Annotated in this window: 19 protein-coding genes; 11 read left to right on the top strand and 8 right to left on the bottom strand. The window is 51.3% G+C overall.

Annotated features, from left to right (window positions below; genetic code table 11):
• The first annotated feature begins 429 nt into the window (after positions 1-429).
• The gene (locus CRP01_RS30185; protein WP_222845834.1) at positions 430-660 is read left to right on the top strand and encodes a group I intron-associated PD-(D/E)XK endonuclease; all 231 of its coding nucleotides are present in this window, start codon (positions 430-432) and stop codon (positions 658-660) included.
• 217 nt (positions 661-877) lie between these two features.
• Here CRP01_RS30185 and CRP01_RS30190 read toward each other — a convergent pair whose 3' ends face one another.
• The gene (locus tag CRP01_RS30190) at positions 878-1,900 is read right to left on the bottom strand and encodes a pentapeptide repeat-containing protein (RefSeq protein ID WP_099153795.1); all 1,023 of its coding nucleotides are present in this window, start codon (positions 1,898-1,900) and stop codon (positions 878-880) included.
• Between the two features lie 164 nt (positions 1,901-2,064).
• Here CRP01_RS30190 and CRP01_RS30195 point away from each other — a divergent pair, with 164 nt between their 5' ends.
• Positions 2,065-2,313 carry a hypothetical protein gene (locus CRP01_RS30195; RefSeq protein ID WP_099153796.1) on the top strand — a complete coding sequence of 83 codons (249 nt, stop codon included), beginning with the start codon at positions 2,065-2,067 and terminating at the stop codon, positions 2,311-2,313.
• 614 nt (positions 2,314-2,927) lie between these two features.
• Complete coding sequence (locus CRP01_RS30200; RefSeq protein ID WP_099153797.1) at positions 2,928-4,361, top strand: hypothetical protein; 1,434 nt, start codon at positions 2,928-2,930, stop codon at positions 4,359-4,361.
• A gap of 22 nt (positions 4,362-4,383) precedes the next feature.
• Here CRP01_RS30200 and CRP01_RS30205 read toward each other — a convergent pair whose 3' ends face one another.
• Complete coding sequence (locus CRP01_RS30205) at positions 4,384-5,712, bottom strand: PcfJ domain-containing protein (protein ID WP_099153798.1); 1,329 nt, start codon at positions 5,710-5,712, stop codon at positions 4,384-4,386.
• A 406-nt stretch (positions 5,713-6,118) separates the two neighbouring features.
• Here CRP01_RS30205 and CRP01_RS30210 point away from each other — a divergent pair, with 406 nt between their 5' ends.
• Positions 6,119-6,991, top strand: coding sequence for a mechanosensitive ion channel family protein (locus tag CRP01_RS30210; RefSeq protein ID WP_099153799.1), 873 nt, complete (start codon positions 6,119-6,121; stop codon positions 6,989-6,991).
• A 106-nt stretch (positions 6,992-7,097) separates the two neighbouring features.
• Entirely contained in the window at positions 7,098-7,691 is a 594-nt protein-coding gene (locus CRP01_RS30215) for a hypothetical protein (RefSeq protein WP_099153800.1), read from the top strand.
• Positions 7,692-7,798: 107 nt separating this feature from the next.
• Here the strand turns inward: CRP01_RS30215 and rseP are convergent, their stop codons facing one another.
• A complete protein-coding gene (gene rseP / locus CRP01_RS30220; protein ID WP_099153801.1) occupies positions 7,799-9,133 on the bottom strand; it encodes an RIP metalloprotease RseP in 1,335 nt (444 codons plus the stop codon).
• 283 nt (positions 9,134-9,416) lie between these two features.
• Between rseP and CRP01_RS30225 the strand changes: the two genes are divergently transcribed.
• Positions 9,417-10,121: a 16S rRNA (uracil(1498)-N(3))-methyltransferase gene (locus tag CRP01_RS30225; protein ID WP_099153802.1), complete on the top strand. Its 705-nt coding sequence runs from the start codon at positions 9,417-9,419 to the stop codon at positions 10,119-10,121.
• Between the two features lie 5 nt (positions 10,122-10,126).
• On the opposite strand, the gene CRP01_RS30230 is transcribed toward CRP01_RS30225, so the two are convergent.
• Positions 10,127-11,125: an SDR family oxidoreductase gene (locus CRP01_RS30230; RefSeq protein ID WP_099153831.1), complete on the bottom strand. Its 999-nt coding sequence runs from the start codon at positions 11,123-11,125 to the stop codon at positions 10,127-10,129.
• 36 nt (positions 11,126-11,161) lie between these two features.
• Between CRP01_RS30230 and CRP01_RS30235 the strand changes: the two genes are divergently transcribed.
• The 4 genes from CRP01_RS30235 to CRP01_RS30250 all read left to right on the top strand — a co-directional run bounded on the left by CRP01_RS30235 (position 11,162) and on the right by CRP01_RS30250 (position 15,271).
• A complete protein-coding gene (locus tag CRP01_RS30235; protein WP_099153803.1) occupies positions 11,162-11,827 on the top strand; it encodes a DUF4159 domain-containing protein in 666 nt (221 codons plus the stop codon).
• Between the two features lie 84 nt (positions 11,828-11,911).
• Positions 11,912-12,556, top strand: coding sequence for an HAD family hydrolase (locus tag CRP01_RS30240; protein ID WP_099153804.1), 645 nt, complete (start codon positions 11,912-11,914; stop codon positions 12,554-12,556).
• 9 nt (positions 12,557-12,565) lie between these two features.
• Entirely contained in the window at positions 12,566-13,306 is a 741-nt protein-coding gene (gene kdsB / locus CRP01_RS30245) for a 3-deoxy-manno-octulosonate cytidylyltransferase (protein WP_099153805.1), read from the top strand.
• Between the two features lie 12 nt (positions 13,307-13,318).
• Entirely contained in the window at positions 13,319-15,271 is a 1,953-nt protein-coding gene (locus tag CRP01_RS30250; RefSeq protein ID WP_143473591.1) for a sensor histidine kinase, read from the top strand.
• Between the two features lie 53 nt (positions 15,272-15,324).
• Here the strand turns inward: CRP01_RS30250 and CRP01_RS30255 are convergent, their stop codons facing one another.
• Positions 15,325-16,380: a response regulator gene (locus CRP01_RS30255; RefSeq protein WP_099153807.1), complete on the bottom strand. Its 1,056-nt coding sequence runs from the start codon at positions 16,378-16,380 to the stop codon at positions 15,325-15,327.
• Positions 16,381-16,583: 203 nt separating this feature from the next.
• A complete protein-coding gene (gene uvrA / locus CRP01_RS30260) occupies positions 16,584-19,433 on the bottom strand; it encodes an excinuclease ABC subunit UvrA (RefSeq protein ID WP_099153808.1) in 2,850 nt (949 codons plus the stop codon).
• Between the two features lie 437 nt (positions 19,434-19,870).
• On the opposite strand from uvrA, the gene CRP01_RS30265 reads away from it, so the two are divergent.
• The gene (locus CRP01_RS30265; protein WP_099153809.1) at positions 19,871-21,211 is read left to right on the top strand and encodes a vanadium-dependent haloperoxidase; all 1,341 of its coding nucleotides are present in this window, start codon (positions 19,871-19,873) and stop codon (positions 21,209-21,211) included.
• A 131-nt stretch (positions 21,212-21,342) separates the two neighbouring features.
• Here CRP01_RS30265 and CRP01_RS30270 read toward each other — a convergent pair whose 3' ends face one another.
• Together CRP01_RS30270 and CRP01_RS30275 are read right to left on the bottom strand one after the other, a co-directional pair.
• Positions 21,343-21,705: a four helix bundle protein gene (locus CRP01_RS30270; RefSeq protein WP_099153810.1), complete on the bottom strand. Its 363-nt coding sequence runs from the start codon at positions 21,703-21,705 to the stop codon at positions 21,343-21,345.
• A gap of 267 nt (positions 21,706-21,972) precedes the next feature.
• A complete protein-coding gene (locus CRP01_RS30275; RefSeq protein WP_099153811.1) occupies positions 21,973-24,705 on the bottom strand; it encodes an SDR family NAD(P)-dependent oxidoreductase in 2,733 nt (910 codons plus the stop codon).
• Between the last annotated feature and the right edge of the window lie 32 nt (positions 24,706-24,737).

Raw genomic sequence — 24,737 nt, forward strand, 5'->3', positions numbered from 1 at the left:
GAGCAGTTGGTAGCTCGTCGGGCTCGAAAGCAGCGATTTGTTGACATTATATTTTACTTTCCACAAAAGTGAAATAGTGTACGAAAGTACTATCGACAAATTCGTTCCGGGCTGCCGGTTTAGTAATAAGCCGGTGAATTTCGTCAAATTCGGGGAAGCCTGTAGTGTGGTAATCCCGAGCCAAGTCCTGAGCATTCAGGAAAGGTGTAGAGACTTTATGGCGAACACCCTAACTTTTCAAGAAGGGTGAAGAGAAAGTCCAGACTTGCAAATCTCATTCCAATTCGGTCTGAGAGCAGCGAAAGCTGTAGCGGTACGCATAACCCGAAGGTCGCAGGTTCAAGTCCTGCCTCCGCTACTAGAAAAAAAAGACTCATCGTTTTTCGATGGGTCTTTTTTGTTTTAGCACCATAACAGTATATTTACAAAATGGAGATAGACACTAAACTGAAAGGTGATATAGCGGAACAGGCGGTGGTGCTGACGGCCCTGGAAAAAGGCTGGGGCGTTTTGCAGCCGGTTGGAGATCGATTGCCCTACGATTTGGTGTTGGATATAGCGGGAAGATTATTACGCATCCAGGTAAAAGCCGCCTGGTGGGATGAAAAGAAAGAAAATTATGTCGTAGATAATCGCCGGACCAGAAATTATCAATCCTAAATTAGACAGTTAGGTGCAGCGCACCGTACTATTTTCAGACCAAAGGGATGAAAATACCTAGAGCTACAGCGTAGCGACCTGATTGATCGATGTCGAAAATCTTCAGTACAGTGCGCTGCACCTATCACTGAGAATGATTTGTGCAATTCGACCTCTATACACATCAGAATCAATCGCCGGCAGATACTGCGGGCAAATTATCTTGCGTCGTGTATTATTAAACAAACAAGTCCGGCCTCTTTTGCTTCAATTGCTGAAGAACATCCTCCGGGAGTCCTTTTACATCTTTCAAGGACTTCGAATTTTCCAGGTCTACTCCCGAAAGTTGGGTGGCTTCCAGATCAGCTCCCGTGAGATCAGCATTGTTTAGTTCAGCCGTTCTCAGGTCGGCACCTCTCAGATCAGCGCCGCTCAGATCGGCCCCGGTGAGGTCGGCCCCAAAGAGATCGGCTCCGCTCAGGTCAACCCCTATGAGGTAAGCACCGACCATAATGGCACCCCGGAGGTAGGCTCCTCTCAAATTGGCACCACTCAAATTGACTTCAATCAGGTCAGTCAAGTAGTGGATTTTGCGTTCCAGATAGGCACTCAGATGATCTAATACTCTTGGGTCGGATATAAGCTTTTTTTCCTCTTGTGGAAACGAGATCTCGACAATATTAAGTTCTGCTAATGCTCCTGTTTGAAACAACGCTTCTAATACTTTCGCTTTCTCGTACTGCAGAATGAGGAATAAGATCACACTGCCTTCTATACGGGTGATCTCTCGTATTTCTTTCTCCGTTATATTCAATGCCTTTTCAATGGCTTCCAGCAAAAGGCGTTGATCTTCATCTAGGTAGGTTTCAAAATCCTCGTTTAAATTCAAGGTGATGACGACCTCTCCTGGCCGTAGCAATAGACCAATGCTATTATCAAAATTTGACGTATAAAACGGCGGTTTATCATCAGTAATCTCATCTTGCAATTGATCATTAACGCGAATAACAGCGGCACACAATTTGCTGACTTTGACATTGTGTTCTTCCTGCGAGATAAGGCTAAGTTCGTAGTTGGAATTTGCTCTCGAGAATTGATTTTGAATCAATAGTAAAGTGTCATATACCGATCGGTAATAACTAGGTACTCCTTCGTGCAGACGATATTCCGTGATAAAATTTAAGAGGATTTCAATGGCAGGTTCTAAGCGGCCATTTTTTATATGATTTTCGGCAGCTTTGCAGATCGAACTGAGGTCCATGAATGTTAGTGTTGCGGTTGATTGGGCCAAAATACGACAAATCAAAGAGTTTCGGAAGAGTGAAAAACTTAGATACGGAACTATTTCTCTCCCCCCACAGTTATCACCCATACATCCGGCCCCGGCCGGTACAGATCAATTACTAAACCCTAAACCCCAAAACCGTGAAAATCCTTTCCAAAATCAAATCCAGACAACAACTGATCATGATCATGGTGATCGAGATCGTGGTACTGACCATCATTTACCTGATCATTGACGGAACGGTCGGCGCTACCCGGCTGGTGAATGCGCTTTTCTTTTGCATTCTTTTTTTCACTTCCTTAATCCTGAGCCTGATCTGGAAGATCGTACAGTACCGCCGGAAAAAGCGGATCGATATTTCCATCGACTTATTTGACCTGGAAGAATGATCCTTACTATGCTGACGTAAAATTTGGTTTGGGAAACCTAATCCAATTTAAGTAGAGCAAATACTGACGCGAAGTGGTTGGAAAAACCCAAACCACTTCGCGTCCTGTATATGTAAGGATACAATTTTTGTGTAGAGCCCGGCTGGAAGAAGGCCGCTGCGATACGGAAAAATAATGCCCGGCAGGAGTAGTGTGAAGCCCAAAAAGGCCGAATAGTATTACTACCAAAATACCTCTTACGACCAAGAGAGGGACAACTTGGCGAAGAGGTATTTTTAAAAATGCAAATTGATGCGTAACTTGTGCGTGCAATTATAGTTTTAAGTAAGGGGGTGTTGCATCAATTATATGTTGGTGTTGGCATCCCTTTTTTTTCAGTACTCCTGAAGATCCTCCACAAGAATCTCGCAGATCAGCGTGATTAGAGACACCATAACACAGTATTTTAATGAACAAATCGTTGTCCAAAATTATCCTGGGGCACGGCCATTCTTGTTGACAGTTAGCAAGAGTAGAAAGCGTTTGAAATTCTGGGTATTTGTTGTATTTTTGGCTATAAGTAGTTGTTATACAGAGGTTTTTTGTTTTTGTAACGTCGATAATAGCGCAATACAATGAAGGCCATTTTAGACTTGATAGACCTGGTTGACCTCCGCAAACTGAGTGTAATCGGAGTAAACGGTGACAAAACGGATGAATTGTTCGGGTTGGTAAAAGCAGGAGAGATCAGGCAGACCGAAGACGGAATAGCTCACTTTTACGCCGGGCAGGAGAGCGGTGCCACGGGTAATTTCAATCGTTTAAAAAGGAACCTCCAGAAGCGGCTTATCAATACGTTTTTCAGTTCTGACTTCCACCGGGATACTTATCTGACGGCCTATTTTTCCAGTTTTAAAAAAGATATTGTCTGTGAGGCCCTGATGAAATCGGGCAAATCCGGTACTGCCGCAGCGCTGGCGCAGGAAGCCCTGCCCCTGGCCATAAAATTTCACTTTCCGGAATTGGCCGCTTCCCTGGCGCGCAAGCTGGCCCATCACTACTCGGTCATTGCCGTGAATCGCCGGAAGTACGAAAAGTTCAGGGCGATCCGCGATCAGTACCACGAATGCGCCTACTGGGAGAACAAGGCCGTAGATTACTACAATGACCTGGCCATCGATCTGCGTCTGGCAAAGACCGTCAAATCAGATTTAATCGAAAAAGCTAAAAAGTATAAGTCTAAACTGGATGCGGTAGCTCATGAAGTTCCGGTGCTGAACTTTCATCTATTCCGCCTCAACATTCACCTATTTCTCTTCAAGATACTCAATAATGGCGAGGGGATCGAAAAAACCTGCCGGGAAGGCATCGATTTCATCAGTCGTCTGGAGTTTACGCCACCGCCCCGCGCCCAGCGTACTTTTCATTTTAATCTGATCCCGGCCTATCTGCAAACCGGGAATTTTGAAGCGGCCTACCAGACGATCCGTCAGCTCAAGCAAATGGTGGAGAAGGGCTCGCACAACTGGATCATCATCAATGCCTACCAGTGTATTTTGGGTTTTCACTGGCAGCGGGACGAGATCACCGGAGAGGGGATCACCGCTATTTACGACAGTAAACTATACCGGATCGTAGAGGAAGAGCTACGGATCTACGAAACCTACCGCGCTATCCTGAGTGATTCGGATGCCATCAAGCTGGGCAAATTCCTCAACGAAACCCCGCATTATTCCGCGGATAAAAAAGGCATGAACATTAATATCCTGGTGTTGCAATTCCTGGTATTCCTGCGGCGCAACGACCGTTCGGCGATCATTGATCGCATGGAAGCCCTGCAGGCCTACGCCTACCGTTACTTGGCGAAAGATCCCACCACCCGTAGGAGTGAGCTCTTTTTCCGGATGTTGTTCTTACTGGCTAAGTCCGCATTCGATCTGGAGGAGGTGGAGCGCCGTTCGCCGGGGATCACCGCCGAACTGCACAACACCCCGCGCCAGATATCCGCCATTGATATCGAAGTAGTACCCTACGAGATCCTGTGGGAGAAGGTAAAGACCTGGTGCTAAACAGTCTCAAAGCCTGGGACTGCTAAAAATTGACCTTAAGTTCCGACCAATGGGCCCATTGCCGGATCAATACCATGGCCTCCTCCCGCGGATGGGCATTGTAGGCGGCGCTGGCCTGTACGATCTCCCGCTCACTGGTGACCTCCAGGGTGACCAGCCGCTCGAACTGATCGTCCGCATGGTAACGCCGCAGGGACCAGATCGAGCTTTCTCCCCGGACACAATATCCCGCGTAGCTGGCCACGCAGTGGTGCATGGCCAGACCTTCTTCGTACAGCTCTATCTGGGTACATAGTTGCTCCATGACCAGTCTGTTTTTCCCGCGTTCCCATTCGCAGCCGTCGATCGGCATCTTGGGCCATTCCAGCGCATTTTGGGCTAGGATCGCCAATTGGGCCTGCCGCCGGCGTTCCGCTTCCCAGTCCTCGGCCAGGCGCAGTAGCGATGATAGCGTACGGCCTTTCAGACGGAACGACAATCCTTCCTGCTGCCGGTGGGCCAAAAAAGTCATCACCGTATTGAATTCGCGGCTAGTGAGCGTCGTGCAGGCCCGATGGCGCGCCAGGAAAGTACTGAGCTTGCGCAGATAATCCCAATCCGGACGTACCTGATAAAATTCGTATAAACGCCGGAATAAATAATCGCTTCCGCCTCTGGCTTTAACAATACCATAGAAAAATGCCCCGCGAAAAGTTACCGGCAGGGAGGTACGGACTACCCAATGGGCTTCCCGCTTGCTGAGTGCCAGCGGCAAGGCAGGGGCTTTCCGGATGTTATTCCCCCGAATGATCCACCGGATCCAGAGGATTTGGGTGGGGCTTTCGGACATCATCGCCAGCCGGAGCAATACGAAGGGCGGTGCATATTGTATGAACTGCCCAAACGGGATATCCAGCAGTCCGGAGTATTTCTCCCCGAAATAAGGATGCAGCACCAGGCGCGCCAGATGCGGGTATTCCCGGGTAATCCAGATGCCGAAAACCGCCTGCAGGTGCCGGAGAATCACCGGTATTACGGGACCTCTGGCAAAATTAGGACAGCGGTCTTTGATGACTGTGTACGCCTCAGTGTCGGCAAAGGTCTCCAGCAGTCGTTTGAACAGGGAAAGCAGTTCCGGAACCTCCAGAACCCGCTGGCTGCCAAACCGGTCGTTGCACACCCCGGCAATCGCCCGAATGGGCATGGCGTACTTACCGCGCAGTGGTGGCAGCAAATCCAGCTCCCGTTCGAAAGCCGCCCAGCCCGCTCGCTGGCGGCGTTCCGGAAGCGACCGGAAGATCTCGTATATTTTGTGCCGGGACTCCGCATGAAGCGTGGCGAGCGATCCCCGGCTGTTGCTTAGCTTTTCCATGATCGTAATGTTTTTCGAACTTTGCCGGTGGGGTAGGAGCAGACCACATCCATTTGGGTACTGGACATAGCATTCCCATTGCCCGGCGGGTACGGCCGGGAGCTGCGGTTACGCATCGCTCCGGGCGGTCCGGTGAGGTCCATAGACATACCGGCTGGGTTAAGACCAGTGGTGAACCCAGGTCAGTAGCAGGCTACGGACAATTGATATTTAAATTGAAAAAGGATAAGAAAAGTCGACGCTCACATGACGGTAGAGTTTTGCAGAGTTAACCCAATCAACTGTCAATTCAAAAACAGAGTTCCGGCCGCGGGGATTTTTTTCAAAAAAATTAATCGGCCGGTTTAGGGACTATTTTGTGCGGGATACCGTAGCAAATTTGCCCTAAAATTCGGATTTTCGCAGCATGAACGACTGGCGTTATCAACTCATTATCTCCGTAGTTTTAGTTGTGCTGACCCTCACCATCCGCTGGGGCCTTACCAGCATTCTGGTGGGCTATATCAAGAAGGCAAAGTTGCGCTACGTGTACAAGAAGACGGTGTCCTACATTGCCTATCTTGTCATCTTTCTGGGGCTGATCACGATCTGGATCGACGAGTTCGCATCCGCCGCTACTTTTCTGGGGCTGGTATCCGCCGGTCTGGCCATCGCCCTGAAGGACCCGATCGCCAATTTTTTCGGCTGGATCTATATCCTGTTTACCCGCCCCTTCGAAATGGGGGATCGCATCGAACTGGACAAGCAGCGGGGCGATGTACTCGACATTAACTTTTTTGAATTTACCATCCTGGAGATCGGCGCATCCATCGACGCCAACCAAAGCACCGGTCGCATCGTCCATATCCCAAACGGCAAGGTGTTTATCCACCCCATTATCAACTCTACCCAGGGGTTCCAGTACATCTGGAATGAGATGCCGATCACCATCACTTTTGACAGCGATTGGAAAAAGGCGAAAGCCATGCTGTTGGAGATTGAGAACGAACGGGTGAAAGACTTTGCCAGCAGTGCAAAAAAAGAGATCGACCGCAGCGAGCGGAAATACAATATCCAGTACAATAAGGTAACTCCGACCGTATACACCAGCGTGAAAACCAACGGGATCTGCCTGACCCTGCGCTATCTCACCCATCCCCGTACCGAGCGTACTTCGGAACAGATCATCTGGGAAGAAGTCCTTACCCGCTTTGCCGATGAGCCGCAGATCAATTTTGCCTATCCGTCCCAGAGCGTTTACCTCCGGGACCGGCGGGAGCCCGAACCGGATGCGGAATAAGGCCCGAATCCCTTTTTGCCTGGATAAAACAGTTTCTTAACCGGACCTTAAGAGTATTTAACACCGGGCTGCCATACCTTCGGGATAGTGAAATAAACATCGGATCATGAAGATATTAACTACCCTCATTTTTAGTCTCTCCCTGGGACTGATGGCTTCGGCCGCTACTGCTCCCCACGCCATTAACGGATACTGGAAAAATGATAAATTTCAGGTTGTGATCGAATTGCAGGTCACCGATTATGGATTCAAGACCATGCGTACGGACCGGGATCGCTGGTACCATTACGACTGGTCTTTCGAGAATGTGTATTCGGATCAGGACGGCAATCGTTACATTGTATACGACGAACAAACCCTGGTATGGGAGGCAAACGACGGCCGGCGTTTACAGTTTCGTAAACTGGAGCAGCGGGGAATAGGAGATTACCGGCCGGAGCCCGCGGTGGCTACCACCGCGCTGGGCGGACACTGGACCGATTTCCACTACGATGCCCAGTTACGGGTCATTCCCGAAAGGGGAGGATTTAAGGCCCGGATCTGGAACGGGGCCTGGCGATTTTACGATCGTCTGGATCACAATACCTTTCAGGATCGCTACGGCAATACGTTCACGCTGCAGCAAAACGGCAAACTAAAGTATCAGGATAGCCGTTCCCGCCGGGTATACTTTTTTGAACACACCTCCGACCGGCTTTAATGCTCGATGTTGATATTCCCAAAAAAGCCAGGGGCCGCTAAGATCATCTTAGCGGCCCCTGGCTGTATCGGTAGATACCGGTCACTCGGCTTTACAGCCGGACCAGTCTATTTAAAGATCCTCAATATATCCAGCCCGTTGGCGAAAAGCACGAGCCCGATCACGATAATGAAACCGATCATCGTGGCGTATTCCATAAATTTATCGCTGGGTTTGCGACCGGAAACGACCTCGTAGAGCAGGAACATTACGTGCCCGCCGTCCAGTGCCGGGATCGGCAGCAGGTTCATAAAGGCCAGGATGAGCGACAGGATCGCCGTCATGGTCCAGAAGCGCTCCCAGTTCCAGACATCACCGAACATCTGGCCGATGGAGGCAAAACCACCGAGGCTGTCGGAAGCTTTGATCCGGCCGGAAAACATCTGGCCGAAGGCTTTCACCTGGTCACTCAGAAAACTCCAGCCCTTGGCCACACCCGCCGGCAGAGCTTCGGCCAGGGTATAATCCTGGCGTTCGAAATCGAAGTAACGGTCCGGCCCGAAGCGCAACACCCCGATCTTGCCTTCTTCCGTCGTGGTCAGAGAAACCTGTTTCTCCTGTCCGTCGCGGATGAGCGAGATATCCATTGGGGTATTTGGGTTGGGTTTAACCTTATCGAGAAACTCGTCGTAGAAGCGCACCGGCGCTCCGTTGACGGCCGTAATACTGTCATTGGCCATGATCCCCGCTTTTTCCGCCGGAGATTCTTTGGCAACCTGCGCTACGACAAAGGGTGTACGCGGCAGGAACAGCAATTGACCTTTGTTATCGTGGCTGGACAAGATGCCGATGAACTTGGGGGGAATATCGATGGTTTCCTCCCGTCCGTCGCGCCGAACGGTAATGGTATTCGCGTCGTTGATGATGATCTCCCGGAAGAGGGTACGATCGTTGAATTTCTCAAATGGCTTTCCGCCGATGGAGAGAATATGGTCTCCGGTCTGCAGCCCCATCTCGATACCCAGAGAATCAGCGTGGATCCCGTAGACGGCATTTTCCGTGGGAAGGTATTCTTCACCCCACACAAACAGTACCATACCGTAGAGGAGAAAGCCGAGAATGAAGTTGACGGTCACCCCGCCCAGCATGATGATCAGGCGCTGCCAGGCTGGTTTCGACCGGAATTCCCATTCCTGGGGTTCCTGGGCCATTTGTTCGGTATCAAAGCTCTCATCGATCATCCCGGAGATCTTCACGTAGCCACCCAGCGGCAGCCAGCCAATACCGTATTCCGTTTCGCCAATTTTTTTCTTAAACAGGGAGAACCAGGGGTCGAAGAACAAGTAGAACTTTTCTACCCGGGTGCCGAAAAAACGGGCGGGTAAGAAGTGCCCCATTTCGTGTAAAACTATTAGAATGGACAAGCTCAGCATCAACTGACCTGCCATAACTACATAACCCATATTCTATTTTTTTTCGTTAGCCGCTACCTGGCATCCGGTAAACGGTACGATTCTTTTAGTGATCAAATCGATAAAAAAAACATACCCGCCATTTATTTGTTGCATGGCAGCCGCCAAAGGTACTATGATTTAACCAATTTTTAAGTAAGCTACGACGGTGAATAGCTTACATCGGTCTAAATTTGAAAGAAGATCCCCGGCCTTACCAATCATACCTAACGGCAGTTCTCAAAAACCTGGTATCCGATATGGCATTGCCGTTATCGGATTTTTATCTTTGAGCATGAATTTATTTTACGCTCCCGATTCGGCCGATAATCTGGTAGAATTTCCCGCCGAGGAAGCCCGCCACTGTGTGCAGGTGCTCCGGCATCAGGTAGGGGACACCATCAACTGGGTGGATGGCAAAGGTACCCTCCTGTCCGGTTCCCTGATTGAAGCCAATAAGCGATCCTGTAAACTGGAAGTTACCCAGCGCCGGGAAACTTACAGAAAGCGCCCCTTCCGCCTGCATCTGGCGGTAGCTCCCACCAAACAGATCGACCGGGTGGAATGGTTGCTGGAAAAAGCCACCGAAATCGGTGTGGATGAGATCACCCTGCTCCGCTGTGCCCATTCCGAGCGGCGCCAGGTACGGCCGGACCGACTGGAAAAGATCCTGATCTCGGCGATGAAACAATCGCTGAAAGCCTACTTGCCCGTGCTGCATGGTATGACCCCCTTTCCGGAATTTATGGATACCGTTACGGATAAAACGGACAACTTTATCGCTTACGTGGATACGGATCAGACCCAACACCTGCAGGACTACTGCCGTCCGGGAGAGGATATCTGCATTCTGATCGGACCGGAAGGTGATTTCCATCCCGATGAAGTAGCGCTGGCGCTCGATAAGGGATTCCGCCAGGTGAGCCTGGGCCCCAGCCGCTTGCGTACCGAAACTGCCGGCATGGTTGCCTGTACGATCGCCAACCTGGCCAATCAGTAAGTTGCCTACAGGCCTCCGATACTGGCGTAGGCCGCCAGCAGGCGATCTACCCATGCCTCAGTCGCCGGATCCCGCATCTGCCGGGAAGGGTCGGCTTCAAACCAGTCAATGGTTTCCCGGATCCCCTGTTTAAAAGGGATCACGGCTTTGAATTCGGGTACGAAAGTCTTGATCTTGGTATTATCAAAGATCACGCTCACACTTTTGTCTCCCACCAGACTACCGAGCCGGGAAGGCTCGAATTTGGCGATCAGATCCGACGCAATATGAACGATCCGGGGTGCTTCTCCCACCGCCATACCGACGGCCTGGTAGATCTGATCCCAGGTGAGGATCTCGTCCGAAGTTATATGAAAAGCGTGGCCGATTGCCTGCTGGAGTCCGAGCAGACCGACGAAACCGACGGCAAAATCGCGGGAGTGCGTAATGGTCCAGAGGCTGGTGCCGTCGCCGTGTACAATAACGGGCTCCCGCTTCCGGATACGATCTACGATATTGTAATGTTTCCAACCGCCGATCGGCACGGGGATCACGTATTCGTAGGTCAGAGAAGGCCGCACGATGGTGATGGGGAACTGGAAGTCGCGGTAGGCCTGCATCAGCGCGTCCTCACAGGCGATCTTGTCGCGGGAGTATTGCCAGACCGGATTGGCGAGCGGGGTGGATTCGGTAACCACCGGATGGCTGAGCGGTTTTTGGTAGGCCGATGCCGAACTGATAAATACGTATTGGTCCGTCCGGTCGCGAAATAGGCGGATATCCCGGGCAATATCTGCGGCTTCAAAAGCGATAAAATTAACGACAGCATCGAAGTGGTGCCCATCCATTAATTCCTTTACCCTGTTTTCATCCTGAATATCGGCCTGTAGCTGACGGATACCGTCGGGAACCGGCAAACTGGTTTTGGAGCGATTCAATACCCAGACCTCATGGCCCTTTTGAGCGGCCAGCCGGCTACAGGCGGTGGAGATATTTCCGGTACCGCCGATGAACAAAAATTTCATAATAAAATAGTAAGTTGCGAGCAAATGATAAGAAGCATGAAAAGTATACAATTTTTAGTCATTCTGGCCCTTTTTGCGGGTTTTGGTTTTGTAAATCTCCCCGAAGCGCCTTCTTTGAAAATGGCTTTGTTAAAATATAACGGTGGAGGCGACTGGTACGCCAACCCAACCGCCCTGCCCAATCTGGCCAACTTCTGCAACAGTCAGCTGGGTACCAATTTCGAACGCGATAATGCCGTTGTCGAAGTAGGCAGCGCCGAATTGTTCAATTACGCATTTGTGCACATGACCGGCCACGGTAATGTCGTTTTCTCGGATGCGGAAGCCGAAAACCTGCGCAACTATCTGATCGCCGGAGGATTTCTGCACATCGATGATAACTACGGGATGGACCCCTATATCCGCACGGCTATGGCTAAGGTATTTCCCGATCAGGAATTTGTCGAGTTGCCGTTCGAACACCCGATCTACAGTCAGAAGTTCCGGTTTCAGGAGGGTCTGCCCAAGATCCACAAACACGATGACCAAAATCCCCAGGGTTTTGGCCTGTTCTTTGAAAACCGCCTCGTGGTTTTCTATTCCTTCGAGTGTGACCTCGGTGATGGTTGGGAAGATCAGGACGTGCATAAAGACCCGGAAGAGGTACGCCGGCAGGCACTGCAAATGGGCGCAAATATCGTTCAGTTTGCCTTTGAACAATAATTGAAAATACTACTGCCAGCGTTGGCACCACAAAGCTGCCGCAGGCACTGGATTTATATAAAGAAATACCGAAAACCTTAATCGATGAATTATCAGGGGATAATTTTTGACCTGGATGGTACCCTGGTCGATACGGAACCCATCCACCGGGATGCGTGGTTCAAAGTAATGGCCGAATACGACCTGGAATTTGGCAACGAATGGTTCGAACAGTGGATCGGAAAATCCGATCGGGTACTGGCGGAATCTTTGGAGCGCTATTACAAGGTACCGGCCTCCGCCGATCTGCTGCAGGAAAAAAAGCGTAAGACCTATCACCTCATGGCGGCCGAGTTCGCCGCTCCTTTCACGGGGGTAGAAGTGCTGTTAGGACTATTGAAAGACAATTTTCGCATGGGGATCGCTACCAACAGCTCGGATAAAGATGCCGCTTCCGTCTTTCAGAAAACCAAACTGGATACTTTTTTCCAGACGATCGTGACCGCCGATATGGTGGATAAGCTCAAACCGGCGCCCGATATGTATCTGCTGGCCAGCAAACGCCTGGGATTGTTCACGGATGTATGCCTGGTAGTGGAAGATTCTCCCTCCGGTGTCAAAGCCGCCAAGGAGGCCGGCATGTACGTACTGGCGGTAACCAATTCCCACCCGGAAGAAAGTCTGAAGCAGGCCGATAAGATCTTTACCACCTCGCAAGATGCCCTGCAATGGATATTCGATAATCACTAAGCAAGGGGCATGAAGCAGCAAAAGACACTAGGGGTTATTCCGGCACGTTATGCTTCGTCGCGTTTTCCGGGTAAACCACTGGTCGATATCCGCGGGAAAAGTATGATCCGCCGGGTGTACGAGCAGGTAAGCAAGGCCAGCCTGATCGATGCCGTAGTCGTGGCCACGGATGACGAGCGGATCTACGACCACGTGCAGGATTTTGGAGGTACCGTGCAGTTTACGGAAGATACGCACCGGTCCGGAACGGATCGCTGTGCGGAAGTGGCCGGCCGGGAATCGGCCTACGACGTGGTGGTGAATATCCAGGGTGATGAACCCTTTATTGATCCCCGTCAGATCGATCAGGTGATACAACCCCTGCGGGAGCAGGCGCAACTGGAGATCTCTACCCTGGCCAAGCGATTGAGCGATGAAGGCACGCTGTTCAACCCCAATGTGGTGAAGGTGGTTTTTGACCGCGAGCAACGGGCGCTGTATTTCAGTCGCAGCGCGATTCCCTACCTGCGGGATGTCGATCCTTCGCTGTGGATGGACAAGGCCGATTTTTACAAACATATCGGCATCTACGGTTTTCGCCGTAATGCCCTGCTGGCGGTTTCCCGTGAATCTCCGGGCACCTTGGAGCAATGCGAATCACTTGAACAGCTGCGCTGGCTGGAAGCCGGATACCGCATCTACGTAGGTATCACCCAATGGGAAACTTTCGGTATCGACCATCCGGAGGACCTGGATAAGATTACGTTCTGAAATTTTTTGACCGTGAAAACAAATCAAAAAGATGCCATTCTGGAAGCCATGTTCGCCGATGCGACCCTGGGTATTCTGGTGGCCAACGTCAGTGGAGAGATCATTTTGTGTAATAAACTGGCCGAAGATCTTTTTGGATATACCCGGAATGAGCTGCTGGGCCAGAAAGTAGAAATGCTGCTGCCGGACCAGATGCGCAGCCGGCACGTTAAGCACCGGGCCGCCTACCTGGAACATCCCACACCCCGCCTGATGGGGGCCGGCCGGGACCTCTACGGTCGCCGGAAAGACGGATCTATTTTTCCCATCGAGATCAGCCTGAGCCACGTGCGGATCGAAGACAAGACCGCCGTGATCGCCTTTATCAGCAACATCCGCTGGCGGAAGGAGCAGGAGGAAAAACTGCGACACGAAAAAGAGCTGGCCCAGATGTACCTCGAAATGGCGGGTAGCATCATCCTGGTACTCGATAAAGAGGAGAATATCACCCTGATCAACCGGGAAGGCGCGCTGATCCTCGGGGGCTCGGAGGAAGAGATCATCGGACAGAACTGGTTCGAAAATTTCGTTCCCGAAAAAAACCGGGCGGAAGTCCGGGCCGTCTACTATCAGTTGCTCGAACACCAGGGAAGCCAACTGGAATACTACGAAAATAAGGTACGGGCTACCCACGGTGAGATTCGCCTGATCTCCTGGCACAACCGCCTGCTGCAAAACGAAAAGGGGGAAGCTATCGGAACGATCAGTTCGGGTACGGATATTACCCTCACCCGGGAAGCGGAACTCATGCTGCAGGAAAGTAAAGCGCGGCTGAAGAACTACGCGATCGAGCTGGAAGAAGAGGTGGCCGCCCGCACGGCAGAAGTTTTTGAAAGCCAGACCAAGCTTAAACTTTCCAACCAGGTTGCCCAGATCGGCTACTGGGAGATCAGTCTGGAAGAACAAAAAGAACTATCGCTGACGTGGTCCGAAGAGTTCTTTAGATTGTTTGATCAGCGCTATACCGAAGAGCCGCTGCCCAAGGAGTTCTTTCTGCAGTTTATTCACCCCGAAGACCGGGAAGTCGTTACGGCCCAGACCCGGCAGGCGATCAAAACGGGCGAGGATAAACGCCTGGAATTTCGGATCACTACTTCCCACGGTCAGCCCAAATACATTAGTTCCGAATTGCGGGGAATCCGCAATCAGTACGGTAAACTCACCAAAATATTCGGGGTGATCCAGGATATCACCGAAAACAAGGAAATCGAAAAACGCCTGGAACAGAACCTCAAAAAGGAAAAAGAACTGGGTGAACTGAAATCCCGCTTCGTCTCAATGGCTTCCCACGAGTTCCGTACGCCACTCAGTGCGATCCAGTCTTCTGTCGATCTCATCAAGATCTACCAGGAACGCGGGCAGCCCGAAAAGCTGGGGCGACACATCGGACGGATAAAGTCCTCGGTGCAGAACCTGACCAATATCCTCAATGACTTCCTCAACCTCGAAAAGCTGGAATCGGGCAAGATCATTTACCAGCCGGAAGCGCTGCAGTTTGAGCAATACATGCGCGATATCCTGGAAGAGATCGGTCTGCTAAAAAAGGAAGATCAGGAGATCCATTACGAACACCGCGGAGCCGATACCGCCGTACTGGACAAACACCTGCTGCGCAATATTCTGAACAATCTCTTGTCGAATGCCATCAAATACTCCGGTGAAGGCGCCCGCATCGAAGTGCGTTCGGAAATAGGGAACCAGGAATTGTCCCTGTCGGTAAAAGACCAGGGCATCGGTATCCCCCAGGCGGATCAGGAGCACCTGATGACGCGTTTTTTCCGGGCCACCAACGTCACCAATATTCAGGGTACCGGGCTTGGCCTGACGATCGTTCGACGCTATCTGGATATGATGGGCGGTTCCATCTGGTTTGAAAGTAAGGAGGGAGCGGGGACTACCTTTTTCGTGAAGATCCCCCAGGAATAAAATCTCAGGAAGATGTGATGATCAGTCCGATCCGATCACCACATCTTCGGCTATTAGTTCGGCATTTGTTCCAATGCCCGCAGATTCTTGATCGTGATCGTGCCGCTGGAATCGATGGAGATCAACCCTTCGGATTTAAAATCGGAAAGCGTGCGGATCACGGATTCTTTCGTAGTACCGACAATGCTGGCCAGATCATCGCGCAACATGCTGATGACTGCCGGACTTTCGTCCGTGCCGTGGTAGTAGAGTTGCACCAGCGCATCGGCTACCCGCTTACGGATCGAGTTGTAAGCCAGTTTGATGAGCTGTTCCTCTTTCTCCACGACATCGTTAGCGAGGTGTTTGATCAGCAAAGCGGAGAAGTCCCGGTTGCCGTGCAGCAATTTGACGAAATCATCTTTGGGAATAAAACTCAGTTCCGCCTCTTCCAGTACCACCGCCGAATCGCTGTAGGGTTCATCCTTGAGCAGGGCGTAGTAGCCGAAAAACTCACCGGGACCGAACAGTTCGGTAATGTACTTCTTGCCGAATTCGTTTTCCCGGTTGATCTTGATCTTTCCGCTCATGACGTAATAGACCCCTTTCGGGTAATCTCCTTCCCGGTAGACGTGGTCCTTTTTGGACCAGCGACGGGTCTCTTTGTTCTGAGCCAGTTTGTCCAGCTCTTTCTGCCCGAGATCTTCGTCGATCAGGGATTTGGTCTGCATGATGCCGGCTTCGAAAGCCTGTCGCAGGCGGGCGCTCTTTTTCAGCCGAAGTTCGATGGCCTCGAGCAGCTGTACGTGCTCAAACGGTTTGGTGATGTAATCATCGGCCCCGAGGTTCATGCCCATCCGAAAATCGCGGCTCTCCGTTTTAGCGGTCAGAAAAATAAAGGGAATGCTACTGGTCTTCGGTCGTTTGCTGAGAATTTGCAGCACGCCGAACCCATCCAGTTCGGGCATCATTACATCGCAGAGGATCAGGTCCGGAGTTTCGTGCATGGCTTTTTCTACTCCTCTTACCCCGTTTTCGGCACTCACCACGTCGTATCCGGATACTTCCAGTATCTCTTCGAGATTTTCTCTTACCTCCCGATTGTCTTCAATTACCAATATCTTTTCCATAGTGGGTAGTTTGACGGAATGTAGGCGGTTTATCGTTGCCGTTTGGGGCAGCCAGGCGGCTCCCCGGAATGGCAACTTTATCTTGCTCACATCCAAGTATGCTTATACTGATCAAGGTATAAGACAAATCGCACTCATGTAGATGATTTCCACTTGGCGTTTTGATGACTTTTATCATCTTCCGCTTCGGCGGCTAAGGCAGATCATAACTTTTCCTGTAGGAATTTACCGGTGTATGATTCCTCTACTTTGATCAGTTCTTCGGGGCGTCCCTGGAAGACCAGGTGCCCACCGTTCTTACCACCTTCCGGTCCAAGATCAATGACCCAGTCCGCGCTTTTGATCACTTCCATATTGTGTTCCACGACCAGTACGCTGTGGCCTTTTTCCACCAGCGCGTTCAGCGCACCGAGTAGTTTGCGAATGTCGTGAAAATGCAGTCCGGTCGTCGGTTCATCAAAAATAAAAAAGATATGGTCAGATGCACTGTCTTTGTTGAGAAAAGAAGCCAGTTTTACCCGCTGGGCCTCCCCGCCGGAAAGGGTAGAGGAGGATTGCCCAAGTTTCACATAGCCCAGACCGACATCGTGGAGCGGTTTGAGTTTGTTGATCACATCCGGAGCTTCGTCAAAAAAGTCGATCGCTTCCTCTACGCTCATATCCAGAATATCGAAGATGCTTTTATCCCGGTACTTCACTTCCAGGACTTCGCCTTTGAAGCGTTTGCCGCCACATTCTTCGCATTCCAGACGGACATCAGCTAAGAACTGCATCTCGATCACCTGCTCGCCTTCCCCTTTGCAGGTATCGCACCGGCCACCGTCGACGTTGAAGGAAAAGTGGCTCGGTTTATAGCCGCGGATCTTGGAAAGCTGCTGGGAAGCCATCAGGTTCCGGATCGCGTCGTAGGCTTTCACGTAGGTTACCGGGTTGGAGCGGGAGGATTTCCCGATCGGGCTCTGATTGATCATTTCCACTCCGGTCAGTGCGTCCAGGTCGCCGGCCAGATCCTTGTAGGTGCCGGGAGATTTGCTGTAATTCTGCCCGAAGTGTTTCATCAGGGCCGGGTACAGGATCTGCTTGACCAGCGTCGTTTTACCGGAGCCGGAGACCCCACTCACCACGGTCAGTGTATTGAGTGGAAAAGTAACGTCTATATTTTTCAGATTGTGCTGACGGGCGCCTTCCAGGCGAAGTTCGCGGACGAATTTGCGCCGGACTTCCGGCACCGGAATATTCATCCGACCGTTCATATATTTGGTGGTCAGGCTTTCGGTCGCTTCGTCGTAGATGTCTTCGTAAGGACCGGCAAATACCACCTCGCCGCCGTGAATGCCCGCTTCCGGGCCGATATCGATGAGATAATCAGCACTTTTGATCACATCTTCTTCGTGTTCTACCACGATCACCGTATTACCCAGTTTTTTCAGTGACTGCAGTACTTCCACCAGTCGGTTGGTATCCCGAGGGTGTAAGCCGACACTGGGTTCGTCCAGGATATACATCGAACTGGTCAGGTTACTGCCCAGGGTACGCGTCAGGTTGATGCGCTGGGTCTCACCGCCACTTAGCGTGGCCGAGATCCGCCCGATGGTCAGATAGCTTAACCCCACATCACACATAAACCGGAGGCGATTGGTGATCTCCAGCAGCAGGCGCTTGCCCACTTTGGCCTCAAATTCGCTCAGCTCCAGATCCTCCACAAAGGCCAGCAACTCGTCAACGGGCATCAGGGTCAGTTCGGAGATCGCCTTGCCACCCACTTTGACGTAAGTCGCTTCTTCGCGCAGTCGCCCGCCTTCGCAGACCGGGCACAGGGTTTTGCCGCGGTAGCGGGCCAGCATCACCCGGTTCTGTATTTTGTAGGTCTTTTCTTCCAGCTCACTAAAGAAGGCGTGGATGCCGTCAAAATATTTATTGCCGCGCCAGAGCAGCCGTACTTCTTCCCGGCTGAGATCCTGGTAGGGCGTGTGTACCGGAAAATCGAAATGATGGGCCGCCTTGAGGAACTTTTCGAGCCAGAGGCCGTATTTCTCACCTTTCCAGCAGGCGATCGCTCCTTCGTAGACCGACAGGGTAGGGTTGGGGACCACCTTGCGCTCGTCGATCCCCATTACCTGACTGAAACCTTCGCATTTGGGACAGGCACCGTAGGGATTATTGAAATTGAAGAGGTGCGGACTGGGTTCCGGGAAGGTCATCCCGTCCAGTTCGAACCGGTTATTGAACGGATGCTGTTCTTCGCCTTCCATCTCGACGATACATTCTCCCTCACTTTCGTAGAAGGCCGTTTGCACGGAGTCGGAAATGCGACGCAGGTTCTCCTCGTCTTCTTCCTCCCGTACCACAAAGCGGTCGATCAGTACCAGCAGGTCCATCGATCTGGCTTCGGAAAGCTTCTGCTGTTGCCATTTGGGATGCTCCTCGATAAAATCTTCAATGCGGATCAGCTCGCCCTCGTGCCGGAGACGGGTGTACCCCTTCTGCAACAGCAACTGGAGTTCCTGACCCAACTGCCGGTCCTTGTATTTATAAGGCAGGGGAATAAACAGCTGTCCACGCTTCCCGGCTTCGAACTGGTGGATGTAGTCCACCACATCACTCACCTCGTGTTTTTTGACTTCCTCTCCGGAAACGGGAGATATGGTCTTACCGATACGGGCGTAGAGCAGGCGGAAAAAATCGTAGATCTCGGTCAGGGTACCCACCGTGGAGCGGGCATTGGCCGTGGTGGTCTTCTGTTCAATTGCGATGGCCGGGCAGATCCCTTTGATGTAATCGACATCGGGCTTTTTCATCCGCATCAGGAACTGGCGGGCGTAGGAAGATAAACTCTCTACATACCGCCTTTGGCCTTCGGCGTAAAGCGTATCCATCGTGATGGAGGACTTTCCCGAACCGGATACCCCGGTCACCACCACCAGTTTGTTTTTGGGAATGGCCAGGTCGACGTTCTTGAGGTTGTTGGCCCGGGCTCCTTTGATATAGATGGCGTTTCTGAGCTCGGTTTTAGAAGGTTGATCAGTTGGGATCGCAATAGATTTATCGGACATTCGTATTTCCTTTGTGGCAGGGAGCAGCAGTCGGGAATGATCTCTAACCTGTGATGAAAGCTACATGAGGCAACTAACGCCTGAGCGTATGTGCCGTCCAACTGACATCGCAGACGATCTCGGTCATCCGCTTCCCTGCTGCTGATTTTAAAACAAGTTGCAAAGATAACCCAGTGATCTGTGAAAAACAATGCCGGGTTCGGATTCGCTCTATTTTACCGTAGAATGCAGCGGATCGGGTCACCGGACCGGGTTTTGGCAGTATTAACAGTTCAAATTTAGGGATGTTTTTACATTTGCATTAATTTAGTTTGATCCACAAGTTTTAACTTCGTATCCGGTACGCGATCTAAATATAATTCTGTACCGGAAAAGTGATAAGTAAATCAGCATCAATCCAAACCTATTATTGTAACGACAAACAAAAAGCATTAAAAATGATCAAGAGCTTCAGAATTTGGGCTTTAGCTTCATCGCTATTGGTGTTAGCCGCGTGCGAGGAGGTCAACCCTAATTTTCAAACCGAGGCGCAACAACCGGAAATGGTGCACCAGACTGCCAAGCAGTTGACGGACATCATTGTTCACGATATTTTTTCTCCCCCGGTAGCTAGCCGGATCTACGCTTATTCCACCATCGCCGCCTACCAGGCTGCAGTTCCGGGTTTCCCCGAATACAAGAGCCTGGAAGGGCAGCTGAACGGACTGGAAAATGTACCCAAACCGGAAGCCGGAAAGGAATATTGTTATCCGCTGGCCAGCCTGCAGGCTTTTACCAAAGTGGGAAAGACCCTGATCTTTTCCGAGGATAAAATGGAGGCCTACCAGCAAAAACTCTACGACGAATTCACGGCCCTGAATATGCCGGAAGAGGTTTACGAGCGATCCATCGCCTACGGAAATCAGGTAGCCGATCATATCATGGGCTGGGCTGACGGCGATATGTACAAGCAAACCCGGACTTTCCCGAAATTCTCGATCAATGACGATCACGCCCGCTGGCAACCGACACCACCGGATTACATGGACGGCATCGAACCTCACTGGAAGGACATCCGGCCCTTTGTGATCGAGTCTCCGGACCAGTTCGCACCGCCGCCGCCAACGGCTTACGATTTGGACCCGAAAAGCCAGTTCTACCAGGAGACGATGGAAGTGTACGAGGCGCTTCAATCCGAAGACAAAGAAGAACGCCTGGAGATCGCCCGCTTCTGGGATTGTAATCCTTACGTGTCCCACCATACCGGTCACGTGATGTTTGCGACCAAAAAGATCACTCCGGGAGGGCACTGGATGGGAATCGCCGCCATTGCCTGCAAAAAGGATAGCGCCGATTTCATGAAATCGACCCAGGTCTATACCCTCACCTCCATCGCGCTGGCGGACGCCTTCATCAGTTGCTGGGACGAAAAGTACCGCTCCAACCTGGTACGCCCGGAAACGGTAATTAACCGCCATATCGACGAGGAATGGGCCCCGGCGCTGCAAACTCCTCCCTTTCCCGAATACACCAGTGGGCACAGTGTGATCTCCCGCTCTGCGGCCATCGCACTTACCTCTATTTTCGGAGATAATTTCGCCTACCACGATGATGTGGAGGAGGAATACGGCCTTCCTTCACGGGATTTCAATTCTTTCCTGGAAGCCTCGGAGGAAGCGGCGGTGAGCCGCCTGTACGGTGGTATCCACTATCGCCCCGCAATCGATAATGGCGTGGCTCAGGGTGAAAAAGTTGGAAAATATGTGGTGGCTAATATTCGGATGAAGGAGGAGAGTTGAGGGAATGTTTTAATGTGGAAATGTGTGAATGTTTGAACGTGGAAATGTTTGAACGTTGGAAGGTTGCTTTCCTTTTCGAATTAAAAAATGCCCAGACTGCCTGAATTTATCGGTAGCCTGGGCATTTTCTTTTATCCCTTGTTCTTGAGATATCTGATCAATCCCAATATTTTAGCTTTGGTTTCTTCAACCAGCATAAACAATTCCGTAATCTGATCATCGATAAGATAATTCAGGTCCTTCAGGACGTAGATCATACTCTTTACTTCATTGGCGGAACTTTGGGCAATTTCGAGGAAACGAATTTTTTCCCGATTGGAGAAACGATTAAACCCTTCTGCGATATTATTCATAATGGAAAGAGAAGCCCGCTGAAATTGATCTTTAATCGACCAATTGGTAGTAATTGGCCCTTCCAGAGAATATACCAGCCGGGTTAACTCTCTGGCTTTCTGCCAGCATTGCAGGTCTTCAAATTTTTCGATTTTGGCCATGGTTTTATTAGATAAGGGTGGCAAAACCGAGTATTTCCATAAAATTGAATAAGATATTTTCAAAAAAACTGCAAAAAAGGCAGGTGGACCTACTCTATAGATCCATTTAGAAAACAATTGCCCATTGAGCAATAGATGGCATCCAAAGCAAAAATGCACCACATTCAAACGTTCACACATTCACACATTCACACATTCACACATTTCCACCGCTCAAAGGGCATCCCCGGAATATATCATTAACCATTCGCTCCCGGGGAGTCAAAACTATCGTCCCGACCGATCAATCACCGTACTACTCGCCTGTTGCGTTCCCAGCATCACCACATCCTGGATATTGACGTGCGTGGGGCGGGTAGCCATGAAGTAGATCGCTTCCGCTACATCGACCGAAGTCAGAGGCTGGAAGCCCTCGTAAACTTTGGCGCCCCGTTCCTTGTCACCGTCGAAGCGCACTTCGGCGAATTCCGTTTCCTCGACGTGGGCCGGAGCCACCTGTCCGATCCGGATGTTGTAGCTGTGCAGGTCCAGGCGCATGGCTTTGGTGAGTGCATCCACGGCGTGTTTGGTGGCACAGTAGACATTACCGTTGGGGTAGACCTCCTTGCCGGCCGTAGAGCAGACGTTGATGATCTGGCCCTGCTGGCGCGCTACCATGTAGGGTGATACGGCACGGGTCAGGTAAAGCAGACCTTTGATATTGGTGTCGATCATTTCCTCCCAGTGCTCCAGGCGGCCCTGGTGGATGGGATCCAGACCTTTGGCTTTGCCGGCATTGTTGATGAGGATATCGATATTTTTCCAGTCTTCGGGAAGCTGATTTATGGCATTTTCCACGGCTTCTACCTGGCGTACATCGAAATTGAGGCTGTGTACATCCGTGTGGAATTCATCCTGCAGCCCCTTTTCGATGGCGTCCAGGCGGTCACTGCGCCGTCCGGTGATGATCACGCGGAAACCATTGCGGGCAAAGATCTCGGCGGTCGCTTTTCCGATACCGGAAGTAGCGCCAGTCACCATGACGGTTTTGCCGTTGCCGGGGCGTTGCTGCTTCAGTTTTTCCTGTTCCTCGTCGCGTGCTTTGATCATTTCTTCCAGGCGGAAGATATTCTCCTTCAGGGCCGCCAGTGCGTCCCGTTCGATGATGAGTTCACTGTTGGATTTTTCCATGGTAGCTTCCGTCGTTTCCATTTCCACTGTATTTTCGGGGGAAGCCGGCGTCGTAATGGCTGCTTCCTGATTTTCTTTAATGTGTTCTTCTACTACACCGTTCTGAGATTTCGGCTCCACCGCAATCCGCTCTACCGGTTCTTCTGCTACCGGTTCCGGTTCGGCGGGAGCGGTCAGGCCAAAGGCCAGATCGTTCTCGGGCGTTTCTACTTCCGGATTGAGGGCTTTGGCTTTTAGATAGGCCTCCTGAGCTTTTTCCAAATTCCCCTGCGTGTGGTACAAGATGGCCAGATCGTAGTACGCAAAGGGGTGGTTAGGTTGGAGCCTCAGGGTTTCCATGAATTCAATTGCGGCGGCGTCCAGCGCTTTCTGGTGCTCATTGAGCAGCATGGCGTACTGGTAGTGTGCATCGGCATTTTCCGGATGCTGGGCGATGGCCTGCCGGAATTCCATCATGGCGTGGTCCTGGGTATCTTCAAACTGGTGGGCCAGAATGAGCCCCAGTCGATAGTGCACTTCCGGAAACTTGCTGTCAATGGCCGCTACGTCCTGATAGAATCCGACGGCTTCGTCGAAATCCTCTTCGATCTCGGACAGTTCGCCGCTCAGGAAGAGCGCTCCGGTATGTTTGCTGTCGTATTTCAGCAGGGTAGCCAGTTGACTCCGGGCTTCGCTGAAGTCGTCCTCGTGCTGGACCAGCAAATGCGCCAGCTGGTACCGCATCGCCAGATGTTCCGGATGCTGTTGGAGCGCATTTTGCAATTCGGCGATCGCTTTTTCCGTCTGGCCGCCGCTTACCCAGTCGTGCAGATTTTCCAATATGTAGTTCGGATCCAGAGCGCTTACCAGCTCTTCCTCTTCGTCTTCCTCCTCCTCTTCTTCTTCGGTGGCGTACACCGCGCCGTTCTGGTGGATCTCTTCGGGGCCGGATGACGATTCGGCCGGGATATCATCCTCTACCAGGATATGCTCTTCAATTTCTTCCTCGATCTCCTCCACCTCTTCTTCGATCTGATAGGAAGTATCGGATACGATCTCTTCTTCCGTCTCGTCCGGCACCAGATCGCCGTCGTCCTCTATTTCTTCTTCCGGATCATCCGGGAGCATATCCATCCCGGGGATATCCTGGATATCTACCGGTGGTTCGTCGTCCATTGGCTCGGAATTGCGGTTCGATGCAGCTTCCACGGCCTCCGCCGGTACGCGATCCATCACCCGCGAGGCACGGGCCTTTTTCAGTTTTTCCCAGCCATTGATATCGCCGATGAAGCGGAAGATCATTTCGTAGTCCGTTTCTTCCAGTTCTTCGTAAGTGACGTGTTCGGTATTGCGCAACAGCCGGAGGAACTCGCTGGTCTCCCCACTGATGGCCCTTACGGAGCGCAGGTGGTCGCTGAAAGTCTCTTCGTCGATCTCGTCCTCCAGTTCCCGTTTCTGACGACGCAGATCCAGGTACTGATCCTGCCAGTAATTGATATACTGAATAATATCGCTGATCCTTTCGAACTGGGTCGGTACCGCGTAGGCATTGCGGGATTCGTCCTGTCGGACACCGTCCGCTACGATGGGCAGTACGGCGTCGCGGTTGTCCTGCATGAACTCACGGCCGTTGACCATACACTGGGCTGACCGCAGGAAGTTGTCGGTCACCAACAGCAGGATCGGGCCGCTGTGGTTTTCCAACTGATCGAACAGGGGTTTGTCAGGACTAGATTTTGAACCGTAATAATGCTGGGGAGCGTGACCTACTGAAGACAACTCCTGGGCGATTTTCTCCGCCAACTGGACGTTATCTATGCAATAAGCTAGCGCAATATGTTGTTGTTCCATGATTTGTGAATATTACACTTGGTTTTGAAATG

Source organism: Flavilitoribacter nigricans DSM 23189 = NBRC 102662, assembly GCF_002646595.1.
Lineage (GTDB): Bacteria > Bacteroidota > Bacteroidia > Chitinophagales > Saprospiraceae > Flavilitoribacter > Flavilitoribacter nigricans.

What these genes read in the sequence shown, in the direction of transcription:
- CRP01_RS30240 (WP_099153804.1), top strand. Translation starts at nt 11,912, where the DNA reads ATGAATTATCAGGGGATAATTTTTGACCTGGATGGTACCCTGGTCGAT.
- CRP01_RS30270 (WP_099153810.1), bottom strand. Translation starts at nt 21,705, where the DNA reads ATGGCCAAAATCGAAAAATTTGAAGACCTGCAATGCTGGCAGAAAGCC.
- CRP01_RS30275 (WP_099153811.1), bottom strand. Translation starts at nt 24,705, where the DNA reads ATGGAACAACAACATATTGCGCTAGCTTATTGCATAGATAACGTCCAG.
- CRP01_RS30235 (WP_099153803.1), top strand. Translation starts at nt 11,162, where the DNA reads ATGAAAAGTATACAATTTTTAGTCATTCTGGCCCTTTTTGCGGGTTTT.
- rseP (WP_099153801.1), bottom strand. Translation starts at nt 9,133, where the DNA reads ATGGGTTATGTAGTTATGGCAGGTCAGTTGATGCTGAGCTTGTCCATT.
- kdsB (WP_099153805.1), top strand. Translation starts at nt 12,566, where the DNA reads ATGAAGCAGCAAAAGACACTAGGGGTTATTCCGGCACGTTATGCTTCG.
- CRP01_RS30200 (WP_099153797.1), top strand. Translation starts at nt 2,928, where the DNA reads ATGAAGGCCATTTTAGACTTGATAGACCTGGTTGACCTCCGCAAACTG.
- CRP01_RS30185 (WP_222845834.1), top strand. Translation starts at nt 430, where the DNA reads ATGGAGATAGACACTAAACTGAAAGGTGATATAGCGGAACAGGCGGTG.
- CRP01_RS30265 (WP_099153809.1), top strand. Translation starts at nt 19,871, where the DNA reads ATGATCAAGAGCTTCAGAATTTGGGCTTTAGCTTCATCGCTATTGGTG.
- CRP01_RS30225 (WP_099153802.1), top strand. Translation starts at nt 9,417, where the DNA reads ATGAATTTATTTTACGCTCCCGATTCGGCCGATAATCTGGTAGAATTT.
- CRP01_RS30210 (WP_099153799.1), top strand. Translation starts at nt 6,119, where the DNA reads ATGAACGACTGGCGTTATCAACTCATTATCTCCGTAGTTTTAGTTGTG.
- CRP01_RS30205 (WP_099153798.1), bottom strand. Translation starts at nt 5,712, where the DNA reads ATGGAAAAGCTAAGCAACAGCCGGGGATCGCTCGCCACGCTTCATGCG.
- CRP01_RS30255 (WP_099153807.1), bottom strand. Translation starts at nt 16,380, where the DNA reads ATGGAAAAGATATTGGTAATTGAAGACAATCGGGAGGTAAGAGAAAAT.
- uvrA (WP_099153808.1), bottom strand. Translation starts at nt 19,433, where the DNA reads ATGTCCGATAAATCTATTGCGATCCCAACTGATCAACCTTCTAAAACC.
- CRP01_RS30230 (WP_099153831.1), bottom strand. Translation starts at nt 11,125, where the DNA reads ATGAAATTTTTGTTCATCGGCGGTACCGGAAATATCTCCACCGCCTGT.
- CRP01_RS30215 (WP_099153800.1), top strand. Translation starts at nt 7,098, where the DNA reads ATGAAGATATTAACTACCCTCATTTTTAGTCTCTCCCTGGGACTGATG.
- CRP01_RS30190 (WP_099153795.1), bottom strand. Translation starts at nt 1,900, where the DNA reads ATGGACCTCAGTTCGATCTGCAAAGCTGCCGAAAATCATATAAAAAAT.